18 protein-coding genes are annotated in these 23593 nt (G+C 60.7%); 3 read left to right on the top strand and 15 right to left on the bottom strand.

The genetic code is table 11. The features are described from left to right. Positions 1 to 64: 64 nt before the first annotated feature. Positions 65 to 1372, bottom strand: a complete 1308-nt coding sequence (gene hisD, locus HX818_RS27735) for a histidinol dehydrogenase (RefSeq protein ID WP_003217662.1) — start codon at positions 1370 to 1372, stop codon at positions 65 to 67. 203 nt (positions 1373 to 1575) lie between these two features. Between hisD and HX818_RS27730 the strand changes: the two genes are divergently transcribed. Then, complete coding sequence (locus HX818_RS27730) at positions 1576 to 2655, top strand: LacI family DNA-binding transcriptional regulator (RefSeq protein WP_102604341.1); 1080 nt, start codon at positions 1576 to 1578, stop codon at positions 2653 to 2655. 40 nt (positions 2656 to 2695) lie between these two features. Here HX818_RS27730 and HX818_RS27725 read toward each other — a convergent pair whose 3' ends face one another. Next, positions 2696 to 3898 carry a multidrug effflux MFS transporter gene (locus tag HX818_RS27725; RefSeq protein WP_003217667.1) on the bottom strand — a complete coding sequence of 401 codons (1203 nt, stop codon included), beginning with the start codon at positions 3896 to 3898 and terminating at the stop codon, positions 2696 to 2698. Between the two features lie 198 nt (positions 3899 to 4096). After that, positions 4097 to 4456 carry a helix-turn-helix domain-containing protein gene (locus tag HX818_RS27720; RefSeq protein WP_177021099.1) on the bottom strand — a complete coding sequence of 120 codons (360 nt, stop codon included), beginning with the start codon at positions 4454 to 4456 and terminating at the stop codon, positions 4097 to 4099. A 98-nt stretch (positions 4457 to 4554) separates the two neighbouring features. Here HX818_RS27720 and HX818_RS27715 point away from each other — a divergent pair, with 98 nt between their 5' ends. Then, complete coding sequence (locus tag HX818_RS27715) at positions 4555 to 5304, top strand: SDR family NAD(P)-dependent oxidoreductase (RefSeq protein WP_102369069.1); 750 nt, start codon at positions 4555 to 4557, stop codon at positions 5302 to 5304. A 121-nt stretch (positions 5305 to 5425) separates the two neighbouring features. On the opposite strand, the gene HX818_RS31075 is transcribed toward HX818_RS27715, so the two are convergent. From HX818_RS31075 to HX818_RS27660, 11 genes are all read right to left on the bottom strand, one after another. Then, entirely contained in the window at positions 5426 to 5785 is a 360-nt protein-coding gene (locus tag HX818_RS31075; RefSeq protein ID WP_218173812.1) for a hypothetical protein, read from the bottom strand. A 9-nt stretch (positions 5786 to 5794) separates the two neighbouring features. After that, positions 5795 to 7375 (bottom strand): ABC transporter ATP-binding protein, encoded by a 1581-nt coding sequence (locus HX818_RS27705; protein ID WP_008433389.1) that lies wholly within the window; start codon positions 7373 to 7375, stop codon positions 5795 to 5797. Between the two features lie 15 nt (positions 7376 to 7390). After that, entirely contained in the window at positions 7391 to 8413 is a 1023-nt protein-coding gene (locus HX818_RS27700; RefSeq protein ID WP_166742170.1) for an ABC transporter permease, read from the bottom strand. Continuing rightward, positions 8413 to 9477 carry a microcin C ABC transporter permease YejB gene (locus HX818_RS27695; protein ID WP_003217676.1) on the bottom strand — a complete coding sequence of 355 codons (1065 nt, stop codon included), beginning with the start codon at positions 9475 to 9477 and terminating at the stop codon, positions 8413 to 8415. Before HX818_RS27695 ends, HX818_RS27700 begins: the two co-directional genes overlap by 1 nt. Next, positions 9464 to 11302 (bottom strand): extracellular solute-binding protein, encoded by a 1839-nt coding sequence (locus tag HX818_RS27690; protein ID WP_177021119.1) that lies wholly within the window; start codon positions 11300 to 11302, stop codon positions 9464 to 9466. The genes HX818_RS27695 and HX818_RS27690 overlap by 14 nt, the downstream gene beginning before the upstream one ends. Positions 11303 to 11431: 129 nt before the next feature. Beyond that, a complete protein-coding gene (locus HX818_RS27685; protein WP_177021098.1) occupies positions 11432 to 14371 on the bottom strand; it encodes a TonB-dependent receptor in 2940 nt (979 codons plus the stop codon). Between the two features lie 191 nt (positions 14372 to 14562). Continuing rightward, complete coding sequence (locus tag HX818_RS27680) at positions 14563 to 15516, bottom strand: FecR domain-containing protein (protein WP_003217682.1); 954 nt, start codon at positions 15514 to 15516, stop codon at positions 14563 to 14565. Beyond that, a complete protein-coding gene (locus HX818_RS27675; protein WP_177021097.1) occupies positions 15513 to 16025 on the bottom strand; it encodes a sigma-70 family RNA polymerase sigma factor in 513 nt (170 codons plus the stop codon). The genes HX818_RS27680 and HX818_RS27675 overlap by 4 nt, the downstream gene beginning before the upstream one ends. Positions 16026 to 16206: 181 nt before the next feature. After that, positions 16207 to 17145 (bottom strand): AraC family transcriptional regulator, encoded by a 939-nt coding sequence (locus HX818_RS27670; RefSeq protein ID WP_177021096.1) that lies wholly within the window; start codon positions 17143 to 17145, stop codon positions 16207 to 16209. Positions 17146 to 17162: 17 nt separating this feature from the next. Beyond that, positions 17163 to 18005 (bottom strand): oxidoreductase, encoded by an 843-nt coding sequence (locus HX818_RS27665; RefSeq protein WP_003217687.1) that lies wholly within the window; start codon positions 18003 to 18005, stop codon positions 17163 to 17165. A 68-nt stretch (positions 18006 to 18073) separates the two neighbouring features. Beyond that, the gene (locus HX818_RS27660) at positions 18074 to 19300 is read right to left on the bottom strand and encodes an MFS transporter (protein ID WP_177021095.1); all 1227 of its coding nucleotides are present in this window, start codon (positions 19298 to 19300) and stop codon (positions 18074 to 18076) included. A gap of 249 nt (positions 19301 to 19549) precedes the next feature. Here HX818_RS27660 and HX818_RS27655 point away from each other — a divergent pair, with 249 nt between their 5' ends. Beyond that, positions 19550 to 20929: an NAD-dependent succinate-semialdehyde dehydrogenase gene (locus HX818_RS27655; RefSeq protein ID WP_177021094.1), complete on the top strand. Its 1380-nt coding sequence runs from the start codon at positions 19550 to 19552 to the stop codon at positions 20927 to 20929. A gap of 79 nt (positions 20930 to 21008) precedes the next feature. On the opposite strand, the gene valS is transcribed toward HX818_RS27655, so the two are convergent. After that, positions 21009 to 23576, bottom strand: a complete 2568-nt coding sequence (valS, locus tag HX818_RS27650; RefSeq protein ID WP_177021093.1) for a valine--tRNA ligase — start codon at positions 23574 to 23576, stop codon at positions 21009 to 21011. Positions 23577 to 23593: the final 17 nt, after the last annotated feature.

The raw sequence follows: 23593 nt of genomic DNA, 5'->3' as shown, positions 1-23593 counted from the left end.
TGGCTATGATTTTTGTTGTTGTCGGGCCGCGCACGTGGCGCGACCCGTTGTAGCCAAGCTGTTTTTATTCTGCGATACCGGCGTAAGGGACGTGCTTGTGGCCGTAGCGACGCACGCGGATGTTGGCCTGTTCGCCATGCCCGGAGAACCCTTCGAGGGCACACAGGCGTGAGCAGTATTCGCCGATGAGGGAGGAGGCTTCGTCGGTCATCACTTTCTGGTAGGTGCAGGTCTTGATGAACTTGCCGACCCATAGCCCACCGGTGTAACGCGCGGCTTTTTTGGTGGGCAGGGTGTGGTTGGTACCAATCACCTTGTCGCCGTAGGAGACGTTGGTGCGAGGGCCGAGGAAGAGGGCGCCGTAGTTGCGCATGTTGTCCAGGAAGAAGTCCGGGTCACGGGTCATGACTTGTACGTGTTCGAACGCCAGGTCATTGGCAATGGCGAGCATCTCCTGTTCGTCTTCAGCGACGATCACTTCGCCGAAGCTTTCCCAGGCCTGGCGCGCAATCCCGGCGGTCGGCAGGATCGTCAGCAAGCGCTCGATTTCAGCCATCGTCTCGCGGGCGAGTTTTTCCGACGTGGTGAGCAGGATCGCCGGGGAATCCGGGCCGTGTTCGGCTTGACCGAGCAGGTCCGTGGCGCAGATTTCACCGTCCACGGTTTCATCGGCGATTACCAGGGTCTCGGTCGGACCGGCGAACAGGTCTATACCGACGCGGCCGAACAATTGACGCTTGGCTTCCGCCACAAACGCGTTGCCCGGCCCCACCAGCATGTCCACCGCAGCAATCGACTGGGTGCCCAGGGCCATGGCGCCGATAGCCTGGATGCCGCCCAGGCAGTAGATCTCGTCGGCACCCGCCATGTGCTGTGCGGCGACAATCGCCGGTGCCGGCTTGCCATGGAACGGCGGGGCGCAAGTGATGATGCGTGGAACCCCGGCGACCTTGGCGGTGATCACCGACATGTGCGCGGAGGCCAGCAACGGATACTTGCCACCGGGTACATAGCAGCCCGCCGCGTTAACCGGAATGTGTTTGTGGCCGAGCACTACGCCCGGCAGGGTTTCGACTTCCAGGTCACGCATGCTGTTGCGCTGGTGCTGGGCGAAATTGCGCACCTGGGTCTGGGCGAATTCGATGTCGGTGATGTCGCGCTTGGTCAACTGCGCCATGCAGGCATCGATCTCGGCGCTGGAGAGCCGGTAGTCATCCCGGTCCAGATTGTCGAAGCGGATCGACAGCTCACGAATCGCGTCATCACCCCGTTCTTCGATGTCTGCCAGGGTCTTTTCGACGGTGTCACGCACCTCACGCGCTGCTGATTTGATGACGGACGCTTCTGCGCCTTTTTTGAGCCAAATTGCCATGGGATGAATTCCTAGCGTTGTTGTTTTAGATATTGCATACGTATGCAATTGAGCCGATGCTAAGCCATTCCCGGACGAGATGAAAAGGGGGAGGGCGAAAAAAGACCGAGAAATTTGCGCGAGACGGGCGAGCATGGGACGGGCGACACACCTCGCTTTAAATGGCAGGTATGATCGGCATTTGAAATGTGGATGCAGACTCAATGGCAGACTCCAACGACCCTTCCAGACACCCGATCACTGCCCATGATGTGGCCCGGTTGGCCGGTGTCTCGCAGTCTGCGGTCTCGCGAACGTTCACCAAAGGCGCCAGTGTTTCGCCGAAAACCCGGCAGAAGGTGGAGGCGGCGGCGGCAGCATTGGGCTACCGTCCGAACCAGTGGGCGCGCTCGTTGATCAAGCGGCGCTCCAACCTGATTGGCGTGGTCGCGCCAAGTATGGAAAACCCGTTTTATTCTGCAGTGCTGGAAGCCTTGTCGGCGGCGTTCGAAGAGCTTGGCTATCGAGTACTGTTGTTCTCCACGGCCAACCACGAAGACTCTGACCCGGTGCTGGAAGAGATACTGGGCTACCGCGTGGAGGCGCTGGTGCTGGTGTCGGCGAGCCTGTCTTCGCGGTTTGCCGAGGAGTGCAAGCAAACCGGGTTGCCAGTGGTGCTGGTCAACCGTCGAAATGACAGCACCAGTATCTCCAGCGTGACCAGCGACAACGCCCAGGGCAGCATGGAAATTGCGCAGTTCCTGGTGGCTGGCGGGCATCGCGAGCTGGCTTATATCGCCGGCAAGGAAAGCTCCTCGACCAGTCGTGACCGGGAAATCGCCTTTGTCGACGCACTGCAACGTCTGGGGCATCCGGTACCGCAACGCGCCGTGGGTGACTACACCTTTGAAGGCGCGATGGAGGCCGTACGCCGGCTGCTGTCGAGTGCCAGTCCGCCTGACGGGATTTTTTGTGCGAATGACATCATGGCCCTGGGCGCCATCAATGTCGCACGCGAGGAGTTCGGGCTCACACCGGGCAAAGAGATCTCGATTGTCGGGTTCGATGACATCGGCCTGGCCGCCTGGCCAGTGTTTTCGTTGACCACCTACGTTCAACCGGTGAGCGATATGGTGAGTCGTGCGGTTGGGATCATCTGCGCGCAATTGGAAAACCCCGATACGCCTGCCATTCAGGAAGTCGTAAGGGGGCGGTTGATCGTACGCAAAAGTGCGAAAGTCCCGGACAGCGGGGTAGAGCAGGGGCCCGACTGCCGGGTGTGGCAACCCCAGGAACAGGCGTGAGCCATTCGGTCGAAGGCTGGCGACGACCTACCCGGCGTCGCTATGACCCCGCGCGGGCCAGGTGCGGTGGCAATCGGTTGAGGGTCCACCACGCAGTCAGCATCGCCGCCACCGCGCTCAGGGCGATGCCGATCAACATCGGTGCCGGGGTGTGGTCGGCAAACACACCCACCACCGCCATGCACACGGCGGCGGTGATCATTTGGATCGCGCCCAGCAACGCTGATGCAGAACCGGCCACTGCGCCATGGTCTTCCAGGGACAATACCCCGGCCGCCGGCAACAGCAGCCCGAGAAAACCGAAGCCGATAAACAGCAGCGCCATCATCAACGGCAGGCTGTTGACCCACAGCGTGGTGAGCGCCAGCAAGGCCATGACCGTTGCCACGCCCGCCACCGACCAGCGAATCAACGGCGCCAGGCCGAAGCGTGCACTCAAGCGCGCGGTCAACTGGCTCAGGGCAAAAAACGACGCCGCGTTGAGGGCAAAGCACAGGCTGAATTGCGTTGGCGTGAGCCCGTAGTACTCGATGTAAACGAATGGCGCGCTGCCGATGAACACGAAGAACGTCGCAAGGCCAAAACCGCCCACTACCGACAACCCGGTAAACACCGGATCACGCAGCAACGCGCCGTAGCTGCCGAACGCATTGCCCAGGGTCTTGCCCAGGCGGCGTTCGGCGGGGTGGGTTTCCGGCAATTGCACGGCGGTCATGATCAGGCACAGCACTGCGGCCACACCCAGTACCCAAAACACTTCGCGCCAGCTCCACACGGCAATGATCACGCTGCCGGCCAGCGGTGCGAGAATCGGTGAAATGCTCACCACCAGCATCAGCAACGCCATCAGGCGCGCGGCTTCATGGCCGGTGTACAAGTCACGCACAATCGCCCGTGGAATCACCATCCCGGCGCAGGCGCCAAAGGCCTGCAACGCCCGGAAGCCGATCAGCACCTCGATGGAGGGGGCGAGGGCGCAACCAATGCTGGCCACGATGAAAATCGCCAGGCCGGCATAGATCGGCGGCTTGCGCCCGAACACATCGCTGATCGGGCCGTAGAACAGCTGGCACACACCGATGATCATGAAGAACACCGTCAGGCTCATTTGCACCGCGGCAGGCGAGGCATGCAGGCTGGCGCCGAGTGTCGGCAACGCCGGCAGGTAGCTGTCGATGGCAAACGGGCCGACGGCGGTGATCAACCCCAGCAGCAGGGCGAGGTGGGCGATACTTCGAGACATGGTGGTTCCGGGCGGCGGTAAAAAAGAGGGGCCAGCTTAGTGATCGCCCTCGGCGCATACAAGCCGGTGTTTACAGACTCGCTACAGAGTCACCAGCGGCAGGGTGTCGTGAATAGGCAATGGATACGGGAGATAGACGTAAAGTGTTGATTTAACTCAACTAAATATCCATTTAGTCGAGTTGGATATTTCGCGAATTTAAGGCTGGGCGAGGGCGGTCGTTCGGCGCTCACTGATGCGTTCAACCGCCAGCATATGGTCGGTGCCCCATTGGCAAAGCGGCCCCAATGCCTGGGCCAGCGAGCGTCCGAAGGGAGTCAGGGAGTATTCGACCTTTGGCGGTATCTCCTTGTAGTCGATGCGCGCGATGATCTCATCGCGTTCCAGCTCCTTCAATTGCTGGATCAGCACCTTGTCCGTCACGCCGCCAACGGCGCGCCGCAGTTCGCCATAACGGTGAACTTCATGGGCCAGGTGATACAGGACCAACGGTTTCCATTTCCCGCCAATCACCGCCAGGGCGGCGTCGAGCCCGCAGTTAAAGGTGCTGTTTGACATGTTTTTGCCCTCAGGCTGGGTACTTACCAAAAGGTGCATACTATTCAAAACAATAGCGCAGATCTACGCTTGGGCCTCAACATTTGAGGGAAACACTCATGAACAGGCTCAACGGGAAAATCGCCATCGTCACCGGTGGCAACAGCGGGATCGGCTTGGCCAGCGCCATACGCTTTGCGGCCGAAGGTGCACAGGTCGTTATCGTGGGACGCCGCCAGGATGAACTGGACAAAGCCTTGGTCCTGATCGGGCATGACGCGATCGCGATCCAGGGCGACATTTCAAACCTGCGTGATCTTGAGCGGGTATTCGCGCAGATCAAGGCTGACAAAGGTCGTGTTGATGTGTTGTTCGCCAATGCGGGCCTTGGGGATCTGGAGCCCATTGGTGCGATCACGGAGGAATCGTTTGATCGCACCTTTGGCGTGAACGTGAAAGGCACGTTGTTCACCGTACAGAACGCGTTGCCATTGATGAGCGCCGGTGGCTCGATTGTGCTGACAGGTTCGACGACGGCCTCGATGGGCACCGCAGCGTTCAGCGTCTACAGCGCGTCGAAAGGCGCACTGCGAAACTTCGCGAGAAGCTGGGCGCTGGATCTGCAAGGCACAGGTATTCGCGTGAACGTGCTTTCACCTGGGCCGACAACGACACCGGGTTTGGACAGAGCGCTATCAGGTACCGGCCAGAAGGATGCGATTGTCGATTCGATGGTTACGCGTGTACCGCTGGGTCGTATGGGGCAGCCAGATGAAGTGGCGAATGCGGCATTGTTCCTGGCATCGGATGAGAGCAGCTTCATGACGGGCAGCGAGATGTTCGTGGATGGCGGTTTCGCTCAGGTGTGATCCAGGCTCATCGACCAAATCGAGACAGGTTGGGTTTGGTCGATGAGGAGCGTGGTGCACTGGTTGAAATCTGGCTGGCACTGACCCTGATAACGGATCATATGATTACGCATAATGTATATTATGTTAAATGACGTATAGCGACCGGGATTTGCTTGAGCAGGAAATGCGCTCGAGTGGCTAACGCACCTTGCCCTTTCAGATCAAACCGACCGGCCATGTACTTCGGGACAGTCAGTGCCAGCGCGACGACAGCCAACACCAGCGGTAAAAGCGAAACCCACAGCACTGTATTCCAGCCATAAGCCGACAGCAGCCCACCCGACGAAAAAGACCCGACCGCCATTACGCCGAACACTCGGATCTGGCCTACTACGTCATTTATCGGCCTGAGTGCGCCAGCCTGCCCAAACTGACGACGTTCCGGGACTGGTTGTTGGCAGAAGCACAGCAGACGGTAAAGCGTGAGATCAGCGCCCACTAGGCTGTACTACTCGCGATTCCTCAACGACGACGCTACCAGCAAATCCCGCGTATAGGCATGCTCCGGTGCGTCGAACAATTGCTCGGTACTCCCCGCCTCCACGACCACTCCATCCTTCACCACGATCAAGTCGTGAGCCAAAGCCCTTACCACCGCCAGGTCGTGGCTGATGAACAAGTACGTCAGCCCATGCTCCTCCTGCAACCTGCGCAGCAAGCTAACCACCTGCTTTTGCACAGTGCGGTCGAGAGCTGAGGTGGGTTCGTCGAGCAATATCAAATCCGGCTTGATCACCAGTGCGCGGGCGATCGCGATGCGTTGGCGCTGGCCGCCGGAGAATTCATGGGGGAAGCGATGGCGAGTATCGGGGTCGAGTCCGACGTCGCGCAACACGGCAATCACTTGAGCTTCGCGCGCGCAAGCATTGAGGTCCGTGTGTACGCGCAGGCCTTCTTCGATGATTTGCTGCACGCTCATGCGCGGACTGAGGCTGCCGAACGGGTCTTGAAACACCACTTGTAGTTTGCGCCGCCACGGACGCAGGGCCTTGCCTTTGAGTGCGTCGAGGGCCTGGCCCTGGAAGCGAATGCTGCCTTGGGCGTCGATCAACCGCAGGATCGCCTGGCCTAGGGTGGATTTGCCCGAGCCGGACTCGCCGACGATGCCCAAGGTTTTGCCACGTTGCAGGCGCAGGTCGATGCCGTCCACCGCCTTGATCGGAGGTTTGCGCCGCAGCAGGCCGCCTTGCGGGAACCAGACCTTGAGGTTGTCCACTTCCAGCAGGTTGTCCGCCGTCTCACGCACCACCGCCCTGCCCTCTGGCTCGGCTTCGAGCAACTGCCGGCTGTAGGCGTGCTGCGGCGCGGCAAACAGTGCCTGGCAGTCGGCCTGTTCGACGATCTGGCCGGCGCGCATCACCGCCACGCGCTGGGCGATGCTGCGCACCACGTTGAGGTCGTGGCTGATCAACAGCAGCGCCATGCCCAGGCGTTGCTGCAGGTCTTTGAGCAGCGCAAGAATGCGTCGTTGCACGGTCACGTCCAGGGCCGTGGTGGGCTCGTCGGCAATCAGCAGCAGCGGTTCGCAAGCCAGCGCCATGGCGATCATCACCCGCTGGCGCTGCCCGCCGGAGAGCTGATGCGGGTACGCCGCAAGGCGCTGGCGCGGCTGCTGGATGCCCACCAGTTCGAGCAACTCCAACACGCGCTCACGCGCCGCCGCACCGCCCAGGCCTTTGTGCAGCAGCAGGGTTTCGGACAGCTGCCGTTCGACGCTGTACAGCGGGTTGAGCGAGGTCATCGGCTCCTGAAAGATCATCGCGATGCGATCGCCGCGAATCTGCCTTAAACGCTCCGGCCGCGCGCCGAGCAGCTCTTCGCCCTGGTAGCGAATACTGCCCTGGGTACGCGTGGTGTGGGGCGGCAGCAATTGCAGGATCGAGTGGGCGGTCACCGATTTGCCGGAGCCCGACTCGCCCACCAGCGCCAGGCACTCGCCCGGGTGAATATCCAGGTCGATGCCACGCACCGCTTTGTGCCCGTCGAACGCCACTTTCAGGTTACGAATTTCAATCAACGCGTCAGTCACGGCACAGCTCGCTTATCAGGATCGGGGGTCGAAGGCGTCGCGGCAGGCTTCGCCGATAAACACCAACAGGGACAGGATCAACGCCAACGTAAAAAATGCGGTCAGCGCCAGCCACGGGGCTTGCAGGTTGTTTTTCCCCTGGCCGATCAATTCACCCAGGGACGCACTGCCCGTGGGCATGCCGAAGCCAAGAAAATCCAGGGCGGTGAGGGTCGAAATGGCCCCGGTCAAAATGAACGGCAAGTAGGTCAAGGTGGCAGTCAGCGCGTTGGGCAGAATGTGCCGCAACATCACCTGAACATCGCCCACACCCAGGGCTCGCGCGGCCTTCACGTACTCCAGGTTGCGCCCGCGCAGGAACTCGGCGCGCACCACATCCACCAGGGTCAGCCAGGAAAACAGCGCCATGATCCCCAGCAGCCACCAGAAACCCGGTTCGACAAACCCGGACAAGATGATCAGCAAGTACAGGACCGGTAGCCCCGACCAGATCTCGATCAGGCGCTGCCCCAACAGGTCGACCCAACCGGCGTAATAGCCTTGCAGCGCGCCGGCGGCGACCCCGATCAAAGTGCTCACCACGGTCAGCGCCAAGGCAAATAACAGCGATACCCGGGTGCCGAAAATCACCCGCGCCAATACATCCCGGGCTTGATCATCGGTGCCCAGCCAGTTGCTCGCGCTGGGCGGCGCCGGCGAAGGGGTCGTGAGGTCGTAGTTGACCGTGTCGTAGCTGAACGGAATGGGCGCAAACAGCATCCAGCCGCCCTGCCCTTCAATCAGTTCATGCACGTAAGGGTCACGGTAATCCGGCTGAAACGGCAACGTGCCGCCGAAATCCTGCTCGGTGTAGCGCTCGAAGGCCGGGAAATACAGTGAGCCCTGGTACGCCATCACCAGTGGCTTGTCGTTGGCCAGCAGTTCGGCACCCAGGCATACGGCGAACAGCGCCAGGAACATCCACAGCGACCACCAGCCGCGGCGATTGCGCTTGAAGTGCAGCCAGCGGCGACGGGTGATCGGAGTAAAAACCGGCATCAGTGCGACCTCGCGGAAAAATCCAGCCGGGGGTCCAGCAGGCGGTAGCACAGGTCGCCCAGCAACTTGATGACCAACCCGACCAGGGTAAAGATAAACAGCGTGCCGAAGACCACGGGATAGTCCCGTGCCACTGCCGCTTCGTAGCTCAGGCGACCGAGGCCGTCGAGGGAGAAAATCACTTCAATCAGCAACGAGCCGCCGAACAACATCGCGGTGAGCGCCTGGGGCAGGCCAACCACGATCAGCAGCATGGCGTTGCGAAACACGTGTTTGTACAGCACCTGTTTTTCGCTGAAGCCCTTGGCCCGCGCGGTCACTACGTACTGGCGGCTGATCTCGTCGAGGAAGCTGTTTTTGGTGAGGATGGTCAGTGTGGCAAAGCCGCCAATCACCAGCGCCGATACCGGCAAGACAAGGTGCCAGAAGTAGTCCACGACCTTGCCCGCCCATGACAGGCTGGCAAAGTTCTCCGAGACCAGGCCGCGCACCGGAAACCAGTTCAACAGGCTACCGCCGCCGAATACCACGATCAGCAGCAAGGCGAACAGGAACGCCGGCATGGCGTGGCCGATAATGACCGCCGCACTGCTCCACACATCGAAGCGGCTGCCATGGCGCACGGCCTTGCGAATGCCCAGCGGGATCGACACCAGGTAGCTGATCAGCGTGGCCCAGAAGCCCAGGGACAAAGTCACCGGCAGTTTTTGCAGGATCAGGTCGGTGACCTTGGCGCCGCGGAAGAAGCTATCGCCAAAATCCAGCCGCGCGTAGCTGCTGAGCATCAACCAAAGGCGTGCGCCAAGGGGCTTGTCGAAGCCGTATTGGCGCTCGATATCGGCCACCAGCGCGGGGTCCAGGCCACGAGTTGTGCGCGATTCAGTGCTGCCGGTTTCCACCCGTGTGCCGGCCACCGACGCTTGGCTGCCGATGCCTTGCAAGCGCGCGATGGCTTGCTCAACCGGGCCACCCGGGGCGGCTTGCACGATAAAAAAGTTGACCAGCAGGATGCACACCAACGTCGGCACGATCAGCAATAAACGGCGCGCGCTATAGGCCAGCATGTTGGGAAGCCTCAGTCAGTTGACGCATCTGTGCGGTGGTCAGCGGCGTCGGGCTCACTTCCCACCAGGTGTCGATGCCCACGTCATTGAGCGGCGCTGTGCGGGGCCGACCAAAACGGTTCCACCACAGCGAGGACGAGCCCGGCGGGTAATAGTTGGGAATCCAGTAGAAGCCCCACTGCAACACGCGGTCGAGGGCATGGGCGTAGCGCACCATGGTCGGGCGGTCGTTGGCGCGGACAAGGCCATCGATCAAGGCGTCCACCGCCGGGTTGCGCAGTGCCATGTAATTGTTGGAGCCAGGGTCATCGGCACTCTCGGAACCGAAGTAGTTGGTCAGCTCGCGGCCCGGCGATGGGCTGACCGGGTAGCCGTTGACGATCATGTCGTAGTCCCGTGCGCGCACGCGGTTGGCGTATTGGGCCGAGTCGATCATGCGGATCGTGAAGCCGATGCCGATCTGCGCCAGGTTGCGTTTGTAGGGCAGCAGCAAACGCTCGAAGCCTTTCTGGGCATTCAGGAAGGTGAACTGCAACGGCGTGCCCTCGGCGTTAACCAACTGGTCGCCGCGCGGCGTCCAGCCCGCCTCTGCCAGTAACTTCAGCGCTTGCGCCTGCTGCGGCCGAATGCGCCCGCTGCCATCGGTGCGCGGCGGCTGGTAGACCTGGGTGAACACCTCCTCCGGCACTTGCCCGCGCCAGTGCTCCAGAATGGCCAGTTCCTGGGCATCCGGCAGCTGGGTGGCCGCCAATGCGCTGCGGGAAAAGAAGCTGCGCTGGCGCAGGTACAGGCTGTGCATCATCTGCCGGTTGCTCCAGTCGAAATCCCACAACAGGCTCAGCGCCTCGCGCACGCGGCGGTCCTGGAACTGCGGTTTTTGCAGGTTGAACACAAAACCCTGGGTGCCCTGCACGGCATTCGGTGCCAGTTGTTCACGTTGCAGACGACCGTCGCGCAAAGCCTCGCCGTCGTAGCCCACCGAATAACTGGTGGCGGAAAATTCGCGATTGAAGTCGTAACCCTGGGCTTGCAGGATCTGGCGCGACACGTCGCCGTCGGCAAAAAATTCAAGCCGCAGGGTGTCGAAGTTGTACTGCCCCTGCGTCACCGGCAGGTCTCGCCCCCACCAGTCCTTGACCCGCTCGAAGGTGACACTGCGCCCGTTGTCCACGCTGCTGATACGGTACGGGCCGCTGCCCACCGGCGGTTCAAAGCCGCCACCGTTGGCGAAATTGCGCCCCTGCCACCAATGTTCCGGCAGCACCGGCAGTGAAGCGAGGTCCAGGGGCAAGGTGCGATTGTCGGCGCTTTTGAAGGTGAACCGCACTTGGGTCGGCGATTCCACCAGCACCTGGTCCACATCGGCAAAGCTTTGGCGATACGCCAGGCTCCCTTCGGTGGTGAACAGCTTGAAGGTGTAGGCCACGTCCTGCGCGGTGATGGGCGTGCCATCGGCAAAACGCGCCTTGGGATTGAGGTAGAAACGCAGCCATGAATGGTCATCTGCCAGCTCCATGCCTTTCGCGACCAACCCGTACACGGTGTACGGCTCATCCTGCGAACGGTACGCCAACGGGCTGTAGAGCCAACCCTGGATCTGGGTGATGCCGGTGCCTTTGTCGACATACGGGATCAGGTGATCAAACGCCCCGCCTTCCATGGACGAGCGACGAAAACTGCCGCCCTTGGGCGCGTTCGGGTTGACGTAATCCAGGTGTTTGAAGTTGGCCGGGTACTTGGGCGCTTCGCCGTATACCGTCAAAGCGTGCGTCGGTTGAGCGAGCAGTGACGGCGCCCAAAGGCCCGTCAGCAGTGCCCACACCATGAAGCGAAACAGGCTCACAAACTCAACTCCTTTTCCAAAAACACTGAAGGCTCACTTATGCAGGGTTGTGCGTCGACGCCAGGGTTTTTATAGAGCACCGGTTAGACCGTTAGCGCATGTGCTTATGCGCTACTTGCCGAAGTGGTAACTCACGTCCAGCCAGACCTGGCGGCCATAGGGGTCGTAGTTGCCGCTGGGGTAATACGGCCAGCCGGCGGAGTCATCGTGCTTGACCTGATTGAGCAGGTTGTTGACGGTCAGGCCGACACTCGCCTGCTCGTTCACCTGGTAACGGGCGCTGGCGTTGAAGGTGGTCCAGGGCGACAGGCGCCCATCGCCGGCGCCATTGGTCACGCTGCCGTAGCGAATGCCGGTCAGCGTGGTGGTGAGGTGCTGGTAGTCCCAGGTCAGGCTCGCGTTGACCTTGCTGCGCCAGTCGTGGTTGTCGGTGCTGGAGCGCAGGTTCTGGGTTTGCGCATCGTCCGATTCCTTGAGGTAGTGGGACAGCACCAGGCTGTAGCCAATCGCCGAACTGAACGCGCCGTACTGGCCTGCGCCCCAGCGAATATTACTCTTGAGGTCCAGGCCGCTGACCCGCTCGCTGGCGGCGTTGATCGCATTGACCTGCACCCGTTGCAGCACGTTCGGGTCCACTGCCGCCGTGCTGGCATTGCGCTGGATGCGTGCCAAGACGTCGGCGCAAGTGGTCGCATCAAGCTGGCCGTTGCGGCACTGGTTTTCCTGTTGCAGCAAGCGGTTGATGTCGACGGTGGTCAACAGGTCCTTGATTTCGACGCGCCAGAAGTCGGCGGAGAAATCAAACTGATGCGAAGGCGACCAGACAAAGCCGTACGTCCAGGACTTGCCACGCTCGGAGGCGAGGTCCGAATTACCGGTCTGGGTGTAATCCACGCGGCCTCGGTCACACGCCCCTTCTACGCCCTTGCTGCAACCGTAATAGTCGATCTGGTCAGGCGTGTAGCCATTGGTCGCGGCCTGGTAGAGGTAGTTGAGGTCGGGTGCGCGAAAGCTGGTGCCGTAGCTGCCACGAAACAACAGGCTGGTCACCGGGCGCCATTCCAGGCCCAGGTTGTAGGTTTTTTGTTGCTCGGTGCGGCCACTGAATTTGTATTGGTCCCAGCGCCCGGCCGCCGAGGCGAGCAAGGTGTCGGTAACGGGAATGCTCAGCTCGCCACCCGCGGCGTAGCGGTCACGCGAACCGCCTGAATTGGAGGCCGGCGTGGTGTTGTAAAACGTGCCGTCATTGAGTTGGTCGTCGACATCGACGCTGTAGGATTGCCGCCCCACTTCGGTCACACCGGCAAAGCCCACCGGCCCGGCGGGCAGCTCGAACAGGTCGCCGTTGATGTTGGCGCTGAAGGTTTGGGAAACCGATTTACTCTTCTGCACCAGGTTGCCGCGAAACTGATCCCACTGCTCCGGAGTCAGCGGCTGGTCCAGCCGCGAAGGGTCTGGCGCGAAGACCGGGTGCCCGTCCTGTGTGCCCAGTTGCGGCCCGAGGTAGTAATCGCGGATGCCGCTCAAAGGCGTGTAGCGGGTGGTGCGGTCGCTGGTGTACTCGGAGCGGTTCGCCGCAATCTGATAACCCCAGTCACTGTTGGTGAACTTGTCTTCCAGGCCCAGGGTGCCGGTCCAGGACACTTCGCGCCATTTGCTGTTGTTGCTGGTCTTGCCTCCGATTTCCTCGCTGGAAAAGTTGCGTGACCAGCGCTCCAGGTTACCGGTGTTGCGGTTGATAAAGTCCGGCGAGGTGAAGCTTGGGCCGCGCGTGTTGTTCTGCGTGTGATCAAAGCCAAACATCAAGTCGGCGAACACTTTGCCGGTGTCGCTGAAGTGCCAGGTGCCGCGCGTGTAGCCGTCATAGTTTTCCTTTTGCGCCTGCAAGGTCCAGTAGTCGTTGTAGTACTGGTTGGTGGTGCAGCGGGTGCTGCTGCCACCGAGCTTGCCGTTGTAGATACCGCCGTAGGCACCGCAGCCGGGGCCGAGGTAGGCGCCGCTGTCGAGGTTGCGGCGGTAGCCCACGTCCTTGGCCGGGCCGTCGCTCATAAAGCCACGCTGGTTGGCCCAGATCGGTTGGCGCTGGGTCAGCTCCAGGCCGAATACCCCGTCAAAATCGCCCCAGGTCTCGCCGCCGCTGATCTGCAGGCGCTGGTTGTCTCCGCCGCCACGCTCGGCGGCGCCACCACGCAGATTGACGTCCACGCCGCTGATCTTGTCTTTGAGGATGATGTTCACCACCCCGGCAATCGCGTCGGAGCCATACACCGCCGAGGCGCCGCTGCTGAGGATCTCGATACGCTCGATCATCACCGCCGGGATGTTTGCAAGGTTGGTGAAGTTGACCGCGCCGTCGTACGCCGTGGGGTAGTCGGCCACGCGCCTGCCGTTGATCAGCACCAGTGTGTGGTTCGGCCCCAGCCCTCGCAGGTTGAGGGCACTGGCGGCCGGCTGGAAGGTGTTGCCGTAGTCTTCGCCCTGGGTCATGCCGGTGTTCTGGGTTTGCGAGGCGATGGCGTCGTAGACGTTTTTGTAGCCCCTGCGGGTGACTTCGTCAGCGGTGATGACCGTGACCGGCGACGGCCCTTCAACCTGGGCACGGGCAATGCGTGACCCCGTGACCACGACCTTTTCCAACGCCACATCACCCGGGACTTTCGCCGCCGTGGGCGCAGCCTTGACCGCCGCTGCAGGTGGCTTGGCCGCCCGGCGCAGGGTCCAACCGCCGTCGCCACTGGGCACGGCGTCGAGGGCTGCACCGCGCAGCGCCTGTCGCAGCGCTTGCTCGGTGGTGAAGGTGCCCCGCACCGGCGCGCTGGTCAGGCCTTGCACAAGGTCTTGCTGGAAGGAAATGATCTGCCCGCTGCTGCGCGACAGGGTCAACAGCGCTTGGTCGAGGGGGCCGCTGGCGATATCAAAATCAAAAGTCTGGGCGGTCGATATCGCGGACAGCGGCTGTGCCAGCACCGCCGTGCCATGTCCCGCCAAAGTCAGGCCAATCGTCAGAGACAGTGCCGCCAGAGATGCGCGACTGAGAGGTTTGCGTTGCATGGTTGAGGTTCCCATCATTGATATGCCGTTGATGGGTTGAACAACAGATCGGGGTTTTTTATAGGCGGCCGTTAGGCTAAAAAAGCATGGGTTTATAACGGCCCGAAACAACACTCCCAGGCAGATACACCCTGGCCTGTATTGGGTTGTGCAACAGTGGCGGGGGTTTTATAGGGCTGGGAAAATTATTTTTATCGGCGCTCGATACTGACCCAATAAGGGCTGTGATAATCGATCTGCACCGGCAAGGATTTGGCCAGCAATTGCAGGGCGCCCTGGCTGTCGTCCAGCGGGAAAATCCCGCTCAGCCTCAGGCTCGCCGCCTCAGGGCTGACGCGGATGATGCCGCGCCGGTAGTCACGCAGGGCTTGTACCACTTCACCCAATGAGCGGTCACGCACTTCCAGCAAGCCTTGGGTCCACGAGGCCTCGCCGCCGCTGGCGGTTTCCAGGTCGAGGATGCCGTGGGCATTGAACGTGGCTTTCTGGCCGGCACTGATCACCTGCACAGCGCCGTCGCGCGTGGTGATTTCCACTTGGGAATGCAGCATCGTGATTTGGGTTCGATCCTCGCCCTGCTGTACCAGAAACCGCGTGCCCAAGGCGCGCATGCGGCCGTGTTCGGTCTCGACGATAAACGGTCTGAGACTGTCCTTGAAAACGTCGACCAGCAGCTTGCCGTCGAGCAACTGCAACAGCCGTTGCCGAGCATCGAAATGCGTCAGCACCTTGCTGCGCGCATCCAGGGTCAATGCACTGCCATCCTCCAGCGTGAGGTTCAGGCGCTCGCCCGTACCGGTGCGCAAGGCGCCCAACGGCAACCAGCTGTCGGACAGCCGCGTGATCAGACTTCCAAACGACACAACGCCAACCAGCGCCAGGGTATTGCGCAAGAAGCGCCGGCGGCCCGACGGTGCGTTGAGGGTGTGCAACAGGCTGTCGCGGGGCATGCGGCGCAGTTCGTCATTGTTCAGCACGGCCGGGACGCCGCCCATCATGTTGAAGATTTCGGCACGCCGTGGGTCGCCCTCACTCCAGCGCCGGAACGCCTGGTGCTCCTGAGCACTGGCGTGCCCGGATTGCAGCAACGCCATCCACTGCGCCGCCTCGTCGATGATCGCCTCATCCGGCGCGCTGTGGCTCATGGCTGTGTCATCGCCAGGTAGCAGCGCTTGAACGCATCGGCCATGTATTGCTGAACCCGGCTGACCGAGACCTGCAGGCGCTCGGCAATCTGCGCATAGGTCAAACCGTCCAGCTGGTGATACAAAAACGCCGCCTTGGCCTTGGCCGACAAACCGTCGAGCAAGCGGTCGACTTCCAGCAGCGTCTCGATCAACAGCAAACGCTCCTCGGGCGACGGGTGCACCATCATCGGCGCCTGGGCCAATGCTTCCAGGTAGGCACGTTCCAGGTCCTGGCGACGCCAGCCCTCATACATCAGGCGCCGCGCGATGGTGGTCAGCAACGCCCGCGGCTCGCGGATTTGCGAAGGGTCGGGCAATGCCAGTACCCGCAGGAAGGTCTCCGATGCAATGTCCTGAGCCCCATGGGCACAACCCATCGCCCGGCCTACCCGCGTGCAAAGCCAACTGTAGTCACTTTTGAACATCTGCCCAATCAGACCGAAATGTGGGTTCTGATTCACACCCATTGCATGCTCCATGCGAATAAAGGCCATTCAGCCTGGCGGTTGATGAGCAATGGAAAGCCATCGCTGGAGGCGGACTTTGCATGAGGGGAGCATAGGTTAGGAAAGAATAAAAAATAACAGCAGCCTGTCAAATTGGCATATGCAGAAAAATCAGATAGGGGGCAGCGCCCTGGCTGTCAGGTCAGTGCGAAGACACATAGACAGAAGGCTGCGCCGGCGCTGGCAGCGAATAGGTTGCTTTCATCCATTCGACTTCAGCATGGGGTGTGCGGCCGAAGTAGCGCTTGAACTCTCGGCTGAACTGCGATGCGCTTTCATAGCCCACGTTAAAAGCCGCAGATGAGGCCGACATGTCGTCGCGGAGCATCAACAACCTTGCCTGGTGCAGACGAGTCGATTTCAGGTACTGCATGGGTGAGGAGTCGGTGACTGTTCGAAAGTGCAGATGAAAGCTGGGTACGCTCATACTCGCCTCCTGGGCCAGGCACTCGACGTCCAGCCGCTCCTGGTAACAGCTGTGTATCTTGCGAATGGCGCGGGTCACCTTTGCGAAATGGCCTTGCTTGCCAAGGGCCGCCCGCATGGACCCTCCTTGTTCACCTGCGATGATCCGGTAGTAAATCTCGCGCACCAGCGAGGGGCCGAGGATCGGGCCATCGATCGGATGGCTCATCGCTTCGAGAAAGCGCAGTGTGGACTCGCGCAACATCTCGTCCATCGGCGAGGAATACATGCCTTTGGGACGTTCGTGGGTCGGACCGGATTTTTCGTCAATTTCCAGGATCAGTTCGCCAGCGAGTTTGAAATCCAGGCGCATGTATACCGCCAGCATCGGTTCCTCTTCGCTGGCGTCGGTTTCCATGGTGAAAGGCACTGGCACAGACACCACCAGGTAGTGCTGGGCGTCGTAAAGGTAGACCTCGTCGCCCAGATAGCCGAGCTTGCGCCCCTGGCACAGGATGACGATGCCAGGCTCGTAGAGCACTGGCGTGCGGGTCAGCGGGCGATTGGAGCGCAGGAAGCGTATGTCTTCCAGTGCGCTCAGGTTGTAGCCCTCCAGGGGGGCCAACTGCTCCATCAGTTGGACCATGCGCCGGGTTCGCGCGGCAAAATGATTCATAGGCCCCTCTTGCGGTTTCACGAAGCGTGACCATCCGTAGAGCGTGTCAGTGCTTCCCATTGGTCGATGTCTCGCAGGGATTGCGTCAGCTTTTCGCGCACAAAGCCTATGGCATCGCTGCCGAGCAGCAGGTGGGCCGGTGGGTTGTCGCTGGCGATCAACTGCAGCATGGCTTGCGCGGCTTTTTGCGGGTCTCCCAGTTGGTGGCCGCTTTTCGCTTCGCGCGCCTGGCGTACCGGATCAAAGCTGGCATCGTAGTCGGCGATGCTGCGGGGCGTACGCTGCATCGAGCGGCCGGCCCAATCGGTGCGAAATGAGCCTGGCGCCACGGCGGTGACAAAAATGTTGAATGGCTTGAGTTCTTTGCTCAGGGTGTCGGAGATGCCTTCCAGCGCGAACTTACTGGCGCAGTAGTAGGCGATACCCGGCATCGTGATGGTGCCGCCCATGGACGTGATGTTGATGATGTGCCCGCTGCGGCGCTGGCGGAAGTACGGCACGAACGCCTTGGTCACGGCAACGGCGCCGAACACGTTGACGTCGAACTGACGACGCATTTCTTCCAGCGGCGACTCTTCGAAAATGCCCTCATGGCCGTAACCTGCGTTGTTCACCAGCACATCCACCGGGCCGTAGCGGGTCTCGATCTCGGCAACGACGCTGTCGATCCGCTCAAAGTCGGTGACATCCAGGATCACGCCATGAGCACGCTCCGCTGATAATGCCTCGAACGTTTGCAGCGCGGCTTCGTTGCGAACGGTACCAATGACACGGTGGCCTGCAGCCAGTGCCTCGGTCGCGAGGGCCTTGCCAAAGCCGCTGCTGATGCCGGTGATGAACAGGGTTTTGCGAGTGCTCATGGAAATTCCTCTCGGTTACTGAGTGCTAATGGTAGCCAAGCCACCGCTGGCGACCTATGCCGGATCATCTATGAGGCTTGCCTATTCCTATTTGCTTGGCGAGGAATGGCTTTGCTGCCCTGGCGAGTTCTGGAAAAAGCGGCGCTGCCGACACCTGCCGCAATGGACAGCAAGGCCCCGGCCGCCGCCATCCCTGGCCAGCCATAGCGCCCCGCGGCAGCAGCGCCCAACGATGAACCCAAGGCACCGCCAATAAAGTAAATCATCATAAATACCGTATTCAGGCGGCTGACGGCATCCGGTTGCAAGGCCAGTACCTGGGTTTGATGGGCCAACTGGTTGGCACGATTGCCCAGGTCGATACAGGTGGCAGCGAGTACCACCAGCGGTATCAATTTGGCGTCTGCGGCAAACACCAATGCCAAGAACGCCGCCAGCACCAGCGTGGCCCCAAGGCAGGACAGGCGCAAGCTATGCTGTCGCGTCCAGCGCCCCAGGGTCGAAGCACTGACAATGCCAACCACGGCCGACAGCCCTATCAATCCTGACTGCAGGGTGCTGAATCCATACGGTGGCCGCGCCAGCAAGCCTGCCATCGAACCCCAGAACACATTGAGTGCGCCAAACAACAAGCCACCGCACAGCGCAGAACGCCACAGTGACGGATAGCGCCGGAGCAGCCCTCCCAACGAACCCAGGAGCGCGCCGTAGGGCAAGCTAATGACAACCTCGCTGCGCGGCATACGCGAGGCAATCGCCAGCAGCACCAACACATCCATGCCTGCCGCTGCAGTGAACATTCCTCGCCAACCCAACCAGTGCCCCAACGCACCACTGACCGTACGTGCAAGCAACCCGCCAGCCGACAATCCGCTGACCATAAGGCCAAGCACCCTGCCCCGATGCTGCGCATCCACCCACGTCATCGTGCCCGGGATAATGATTTGTGCACTGATGGCCGATACCCCGATCGCAACGCTGCTCACTAACAGCGTGCTGTAACTTCCGGTGCTGGCACACCAAAGCAAACTGACGATGTTGCCTGCCAGCAAAGCCATGATCAGGTTGCGGCGTTGCACGCGGTCGCCCAGCGGTACAAACAGCAACAGGCCCAGCGCGTAGCCAAGTTGTGTGGCGGTCGCGACCTGGCCGGTGTGCGCAGGCGACACCGTAAAGCTGGCACCGATCAAGGGCAGCATTGCCTGGTTGTAGTACGCGGTGGCAACCGACAGTCCGCAGCAGACAGACAATACGATGGCGTCAAATGCGTTCAGCGCTTGTTGGGTTGATTTCATGGCGCGCTCCTGGTTGAGCCTGCCACGTTAGGCAAGGCATCGCCCGATGAAAACGCCTGAAAGCATCAGGGTCTTGCTCATTCCTCTCCGTGCTTGCTTCGTCCAGGCACACCCCTCGTGACATCGCCCGGCAGTTATTGGATTAGGCAAGCAAAGGAGATGAACCGGTATTCGCGCCATGTCTGCCGCGCCTTACCTTGGGCGCTCAGCTTCTGCGCTGATGAATACTCAACTATTGGAGATAAGCCCATGTTAGTCGTCTACAACCCGGCCGATGGCAGCGAAGTCGGCCGCGTGGCCAAAAGCAACGCAGCACAAGTAAAGGCTGCTGTAGATCGTACCTGTGCAGCGTTCCCGGAATGGTCATCGAAACTGGCCAGGGAGCGCAGCGATATTCTGCGGCGCTGGCACGACAGCGTTAAGGATGATAAGGAAGCCTTCGCCGAACTGATGTGTCGGGAGAACGGCAAGTGCCTTTCTGAAGCCCGAGGCGAAATCGACTACGGGTTGGGGTTCATCGAGTGGTACGCCGAAGAAGCCAAGCGCGTCTACGGGGACACTATTCCTACCCACGATAAAAATGCCAATGTGGTTGTCACCAAGGAAGCTATCGGGCCGGTCGCCGCGATCACCCCCTGGAACTTCCCCTTCATGATGATTACCCGCAAAGTGGCGACCGCGCTGGCCGCAGGTTGCACCATGGTGATCAAGCCCGCAGAAGACACGCCGCTTACTGCCTTCAAGTTGCTGGAACATGCCCGCAAGGCGGGAATTCCTGAAGGTGTATTCGAGGTCATCGTCGGTGATCCCAAGGAGATCGGCCTGATCCTGACTGGCGATCCGCGCATTCGCAAAATCTCGTTCACCGGTTCGACCGGTGTAGGCAAACTCCTGGCTTCACAATGTGCGGCGACGGTAAAAAAAATGACCCTGGAGCTGGGTGGCAATGCACCCTTCATCGTGTTCCAGGACGCAAATATCGAGGAAGCCATCAAAGGCCTGGTGGGTGCAAAGCTGCGCAATTCCGGGCAGGTGTGTATCTCGCCTAACCGCATCTTCGTGCAGAACACTATTTTTGAAGACTTCGTGAAGCGCCTGAAGGAAAGCGTAGCCAGGATCGATGTTGACCAGGGCATGCGTGAAGACTTTGTGGTGGGGCCGTTGGTCAATCAGACGGGTTTTGACAAAGTTGTATCGCTGGTGGAGCAAGCCAAGGCCGCCGGAGCAAAAGTCCTGATGGGCGGCAAGCCTCACGCCAAGGGCGGTCTGTTTTATGAGCCGACTGTGCTGACCGGCTTGCAGGATGATTCGCCGCTGGCCACCAGCGAGATCTTCGGCCCGGTCTTCGCCATTTATTCATTCAAGGATGAGGAGGAAGTGATTGCTCGCGCCAACCAGACTGAGTTCGGCCTGGTCGCCTATGCCTACACCAGCGCATTGGGGCGCTCATTGCGCCTTTCCCGCCAGTTGGAGGCGGGCATGGTGATTCTGAACTCGGGATCCGTGGGTACCGTGTCGATTCCCTTTGGCGGTATCAAGCAGTCCGGTTACGGTCGCGAAGGCAGTTACTACGGGATCGAGGAGTACGTACACGTCAAGTATGTGCTTATGGCCGGCGCACAATTTTGAAAGGTGGGGTGGCATAACAGGCTTGCATGGTCCGGCCCGCCCCAGTGGGTGTCACTGAGGCGGTCGGCACCACTCCACGTTACGTCAGCCAGACATCGACCTGCCGCTCCGCGCCCTCTATAAACACCAAGGCCTCGACCTGCCCCGCCTCTATCAGGTCTTGGCTGACGCCTTTTATCAGTTCAAGCTGCGCGGCGCTGTCGACCAACTCAACACGTGCTACCGGAGCCTTCATGGACTGGCTGGCATCAGACTTTGCTTTGCGAATCGCAGACAGCACGCTGCTCAGGCTCATCAATAACTGTTCAACAGCCGCGTCAGGGCAAGCGCCCCCTTGCGGCCAGGGCGCCTTGTGCACTGAGCCGCACTTCCAGGATTGCCAGACCTCCTCACACACAAAGGGCAGAAATGGCGCAAACAGTCGCTGCTGCACGCTCAGCGCATGTGCCAATGCATTACGCGCCGAGTAGCCGTCGGGTCGGTAGGCACGACGCTTGACCAATTCGACGTAGTCATCGCAAAACCACCAGAAGAATCCTTCGATACGCGACAACGCCCCGCTGTAGTCATAGGCCTCCAGCGCGGCGGTAGCGTCCTGGACTACGCCACCCAAGCGTTCAAGCATGGCTTGATCCAGCGGTTGGTCGATATCCCCGGTGTCATCCTTCGCAAAGCCTTGAACCAACCTCGAAAGATTGAACAGCTTGACGGCCAGGCGGCGGCCGATTTTCATCTGCTGCTCTTCAAAGGCTGTGTCACTGCCGAGCCGCGCCGAGGCAGCCCAATAGCGCACGCCGTCACTTCCATACTGGTCGAGCAAGGCTTGAGGGGTGACCACATTCCCCTTGGACTTGGACATTTTCTTGCGATCAGGATCAAGGATCCACCCGGAAAGCGCTACGTTGCGCCATGGCGCGCAACCGTGTTCAAAATGGCTGCGTACCAGTGTCGAGAACAGCCAGGTTCGGATTATGTCGTGACCTTGGGGCCTGAGGTCCATCGGGTATATTTTGGCAAACAACCCATCGTCCTCTCCCCAGCCGCCGGCAATCTGAGGCGTCAGGGAACTGGTGGCCCAGGTGTCCATGATGTCTTGTTCACCGATAAACCCGTTGGGTTGACCACGTTGTTCGGGTCGATACCCAGGCGGTGTATCCAGGCCTGGATCGACAGGCAGGCTTGCCTCACTGGCGATAATCGGAGCGCCATGCTCGGCTTCGCCTTGCGCGTCCAGGCGATACCAGAACGGAATCGGCACGCCGAACGTACGTTGGCGACTGATTAGCCAGTCTCCATTCAACCCCCCTACCCAATGCTCGTAACGCCTGAGCATGTGCGGCGGATGCCAGTCCAACGCCTGGCCAGCGTCGAGCAACACGTCCCTCAGGTTCGCGTCGCGTCCGCCATTGCGCAAGTACCATTGCCGCGTCGCGAGAATTTCCAAAGGCCGGTCGCCTTTCTCGAAGAACTTTACCGCGTGGGTAATCGGTCGTGGTTCATCTCGCATGGCGCCGCAGTCACGCAACATCGAAACGAGCTGCGTACGAACCTGGGACAGGGTACGGCCGGCCAGGCCTGCGTAGGCCTGTTGGCTGCGCGGAGTCGTCAACCAGGAGGGCGTCTCAAGTAACAGGCGCCCGTCCTTTCCCAGGACTGACCGTGTGGGCAGCTGCAACTCCCGCCACCAAATCACATCGGTTAGATCGCCAAAGGTGCAGACCATCGCCAACCCGGTGCCCTTGCCGGGGTCACCCAAAGGGTGGGCCAGCAGCGGAACGTCCAGGTCAAAAATCGGCGCACGCACGGTCTGCCCGAACCTCGCCTGATAACGAGCGTCGTCCGGGTGAGCCACCAGCGCCACGCATGCCATCAGCAACTCAGGTCGAGTCGTAGCAATCTTCAGTTCGGCACCATCAGCCGCGTCGAAGCCGAGTTCGTGATACGCACCCGCAACCTCGCGCTCCTCAAGCTCTGCCTGGGCTACGGCCGTCTGGAACGTCACATCCCAGAGACACGGAGCCTCCTGGCTATACAGTTCGCCACGCTGGTAGTTACGCAGTAACGCGCGCTGACTGGCTCGTTGGGAGCGTTCATCAATGGTGGCGTATGAAAGACGCCAATCAACGGACAAGCCCAGTTGCACGAACAGTGCACGGAACGCTTGCTCATCGATGGCCGTCAGCTCATGGCACAACTCGATAAAGTTGCGCCGACTGATGACGGCAAAGTCAGCCCGTTTTAATGGAATTGACTCGGAGGGTTTGAAGCCAGGCTGGTAAGCGGCCAACGAGTCGCAACGTACGCCGTAGAAATTCTCGACCCTGCGTTCGGTCGGCAAGCCATTGTCGTCCCAACCCATGGGGTAGAACACAGCCTTGCCGCGCATCCGCTGGAACCGGGCGATGATATCGGTGTGGGTGTAGCTGAAGACATGGCCAACGTGCAACGAACCTGAGGCTGTCGGTGGGGGCGTGTCGATGGAGAATACAGCGTCGCGTTGGGCGCTGTGGTCAAAGGCATACGTGCCTTCGAGCTGCCAACGCTGAGACCAGCGTGTTTCGAGGTTTTCAAGCGAGGGGGTGACGGTTTGATCGTTTAGAACTTCATCACGTTTAACGGTGACATAGCTTCCTCCTGTCAACATCATGGGGCGCAACAACGGTT

It is taken from the genome of Pseudomonas sp. F9001 (assembly GCF_013385435.1).
Taxonomy (GTDB): Bacteria; Pseudomonadota; Gammaproteobacteria; order Pseudomonadales; family Pseudomonadaceae; genus Aquipseudomonas.
This window is presented reverse-complemented; position numbering and strand designations above follow the sequence as displayed.

Excerpts from the sequence above, each read along its gene's own strand:
- hisD (WP_003217662.1), bottom strand. The coding sequence starts at position 1,372 with ATGGCAATTTGGCTCAAAAAAGGCGCAGAAGCGTCCGTCATCAAATCA.
- HX818_RS27730 (WP_102604341.1), top strand. The coding sequence starts at position 1,576 with ATGGCAGACTCCAACGACCCTTCCAGACACCCGATCACTGCCCATGAT.
- HX818_RS27725 (WP_003217667.1), bottom strand. The coding sequence starts at position 3,898 with ATGTCTCGAAGTATCGCCCACCTCGCCCTGCTGCTGGGGTTGATCACC.
- HX818_RS27720 (WP_177021099.1), bottom strand. The coding sequence starts at position 4,456 with ATGTCAAACAGCACCTTTAACTGCGGGCTCGACGCCGCCCTGGCGGTG.
- HX818_RS27715 (WP_102369069.1), top strand. The coding sequence starts at position 4,555 with ATGAACAGGCTCAACGGGAAAATCGCCATCGTCACCGGTGGCAACAGC.
- HX818_RS27700 (WP_166742170.1), bottom strand. The coding sequence starts at position 8,413 with ATGCCGGTTTTTACTCCGATCACCCGTCGCCGCTGGCTGCACTTCAAG.
- HX818_RS27695 (WP_003217676.1), bottom strand. The coding sequence starts at position 9,477 with ATGCTGGCCTATAGCGCGCGCCGTTTATTGCTGATCGTGCCGACGTTG.
- HX818_RS27690 (WP_177021119.1), bottom strand. The coding sequence starts at position 11,302 with ATGGTGTGGGCACTGCTGACGGGCCTTTGGGCGCCGTCACTGCTCGCT.
- HX818_RS27685 (WP_177021098.1), bottom strand. The coding sequence starts at position 14,371 with ATGCAACGCAAACCTCTCAGTCGCGCATCTCTGGCGGCACTGTCTCTG.
- HX818_RS27680 (WP_003217682.1), bottom strand. The coding sequence starts at position 15,516 with ATGAGCCACAGCGCGCCGGATGAGGCGATCATCGACGAGGCGGCGCAG.
- HX818_RS27675 (WP_177021097.1), bottom strand. The coding sequence starts at position 16,025 with ATGGGTGTGAATCAGAACCCACATTTCGGTCTGATTGGGCAGATGTTC.
- HX818_RS27670 (WP_177021096.1), bottom strand. The coding sequence starts at position 17,145 with ATGAATCATTTTGCCGCGCGAACCCGGCGCATGGTCCAACTGATGGAG.
- HX818_RS27665 (WP_003217687.1), bottom strand. The coding sequence starts at position 18,005 with ATGAGCACTCGCAAAACCCTGTTCATCACCGGCATCAGCAGCGGCTTT.
- HX818_RS27660 (WP_177021095.1), bottom strand. The coding sequence starts at position 19,300 with ATGAAATCAACCCAACAAGCGCTGAACGCATTTGACGCCATCGTATTG.
- HX818_RS27655 (WP_177021094.1), top strand. The coding sequence starts at position 19,550 with ATGTTAGTCGTCTACAACCCGGCCGATGGCAGCGAAGTCGGCCGCGTG.
- valS (WP_177021093.1), bottom strand. The coding sequence starts at position 23,576 with ATGATGTTGACAGGAGGAAGCTATGTCACCGTTAAACGTGATGAAGTT.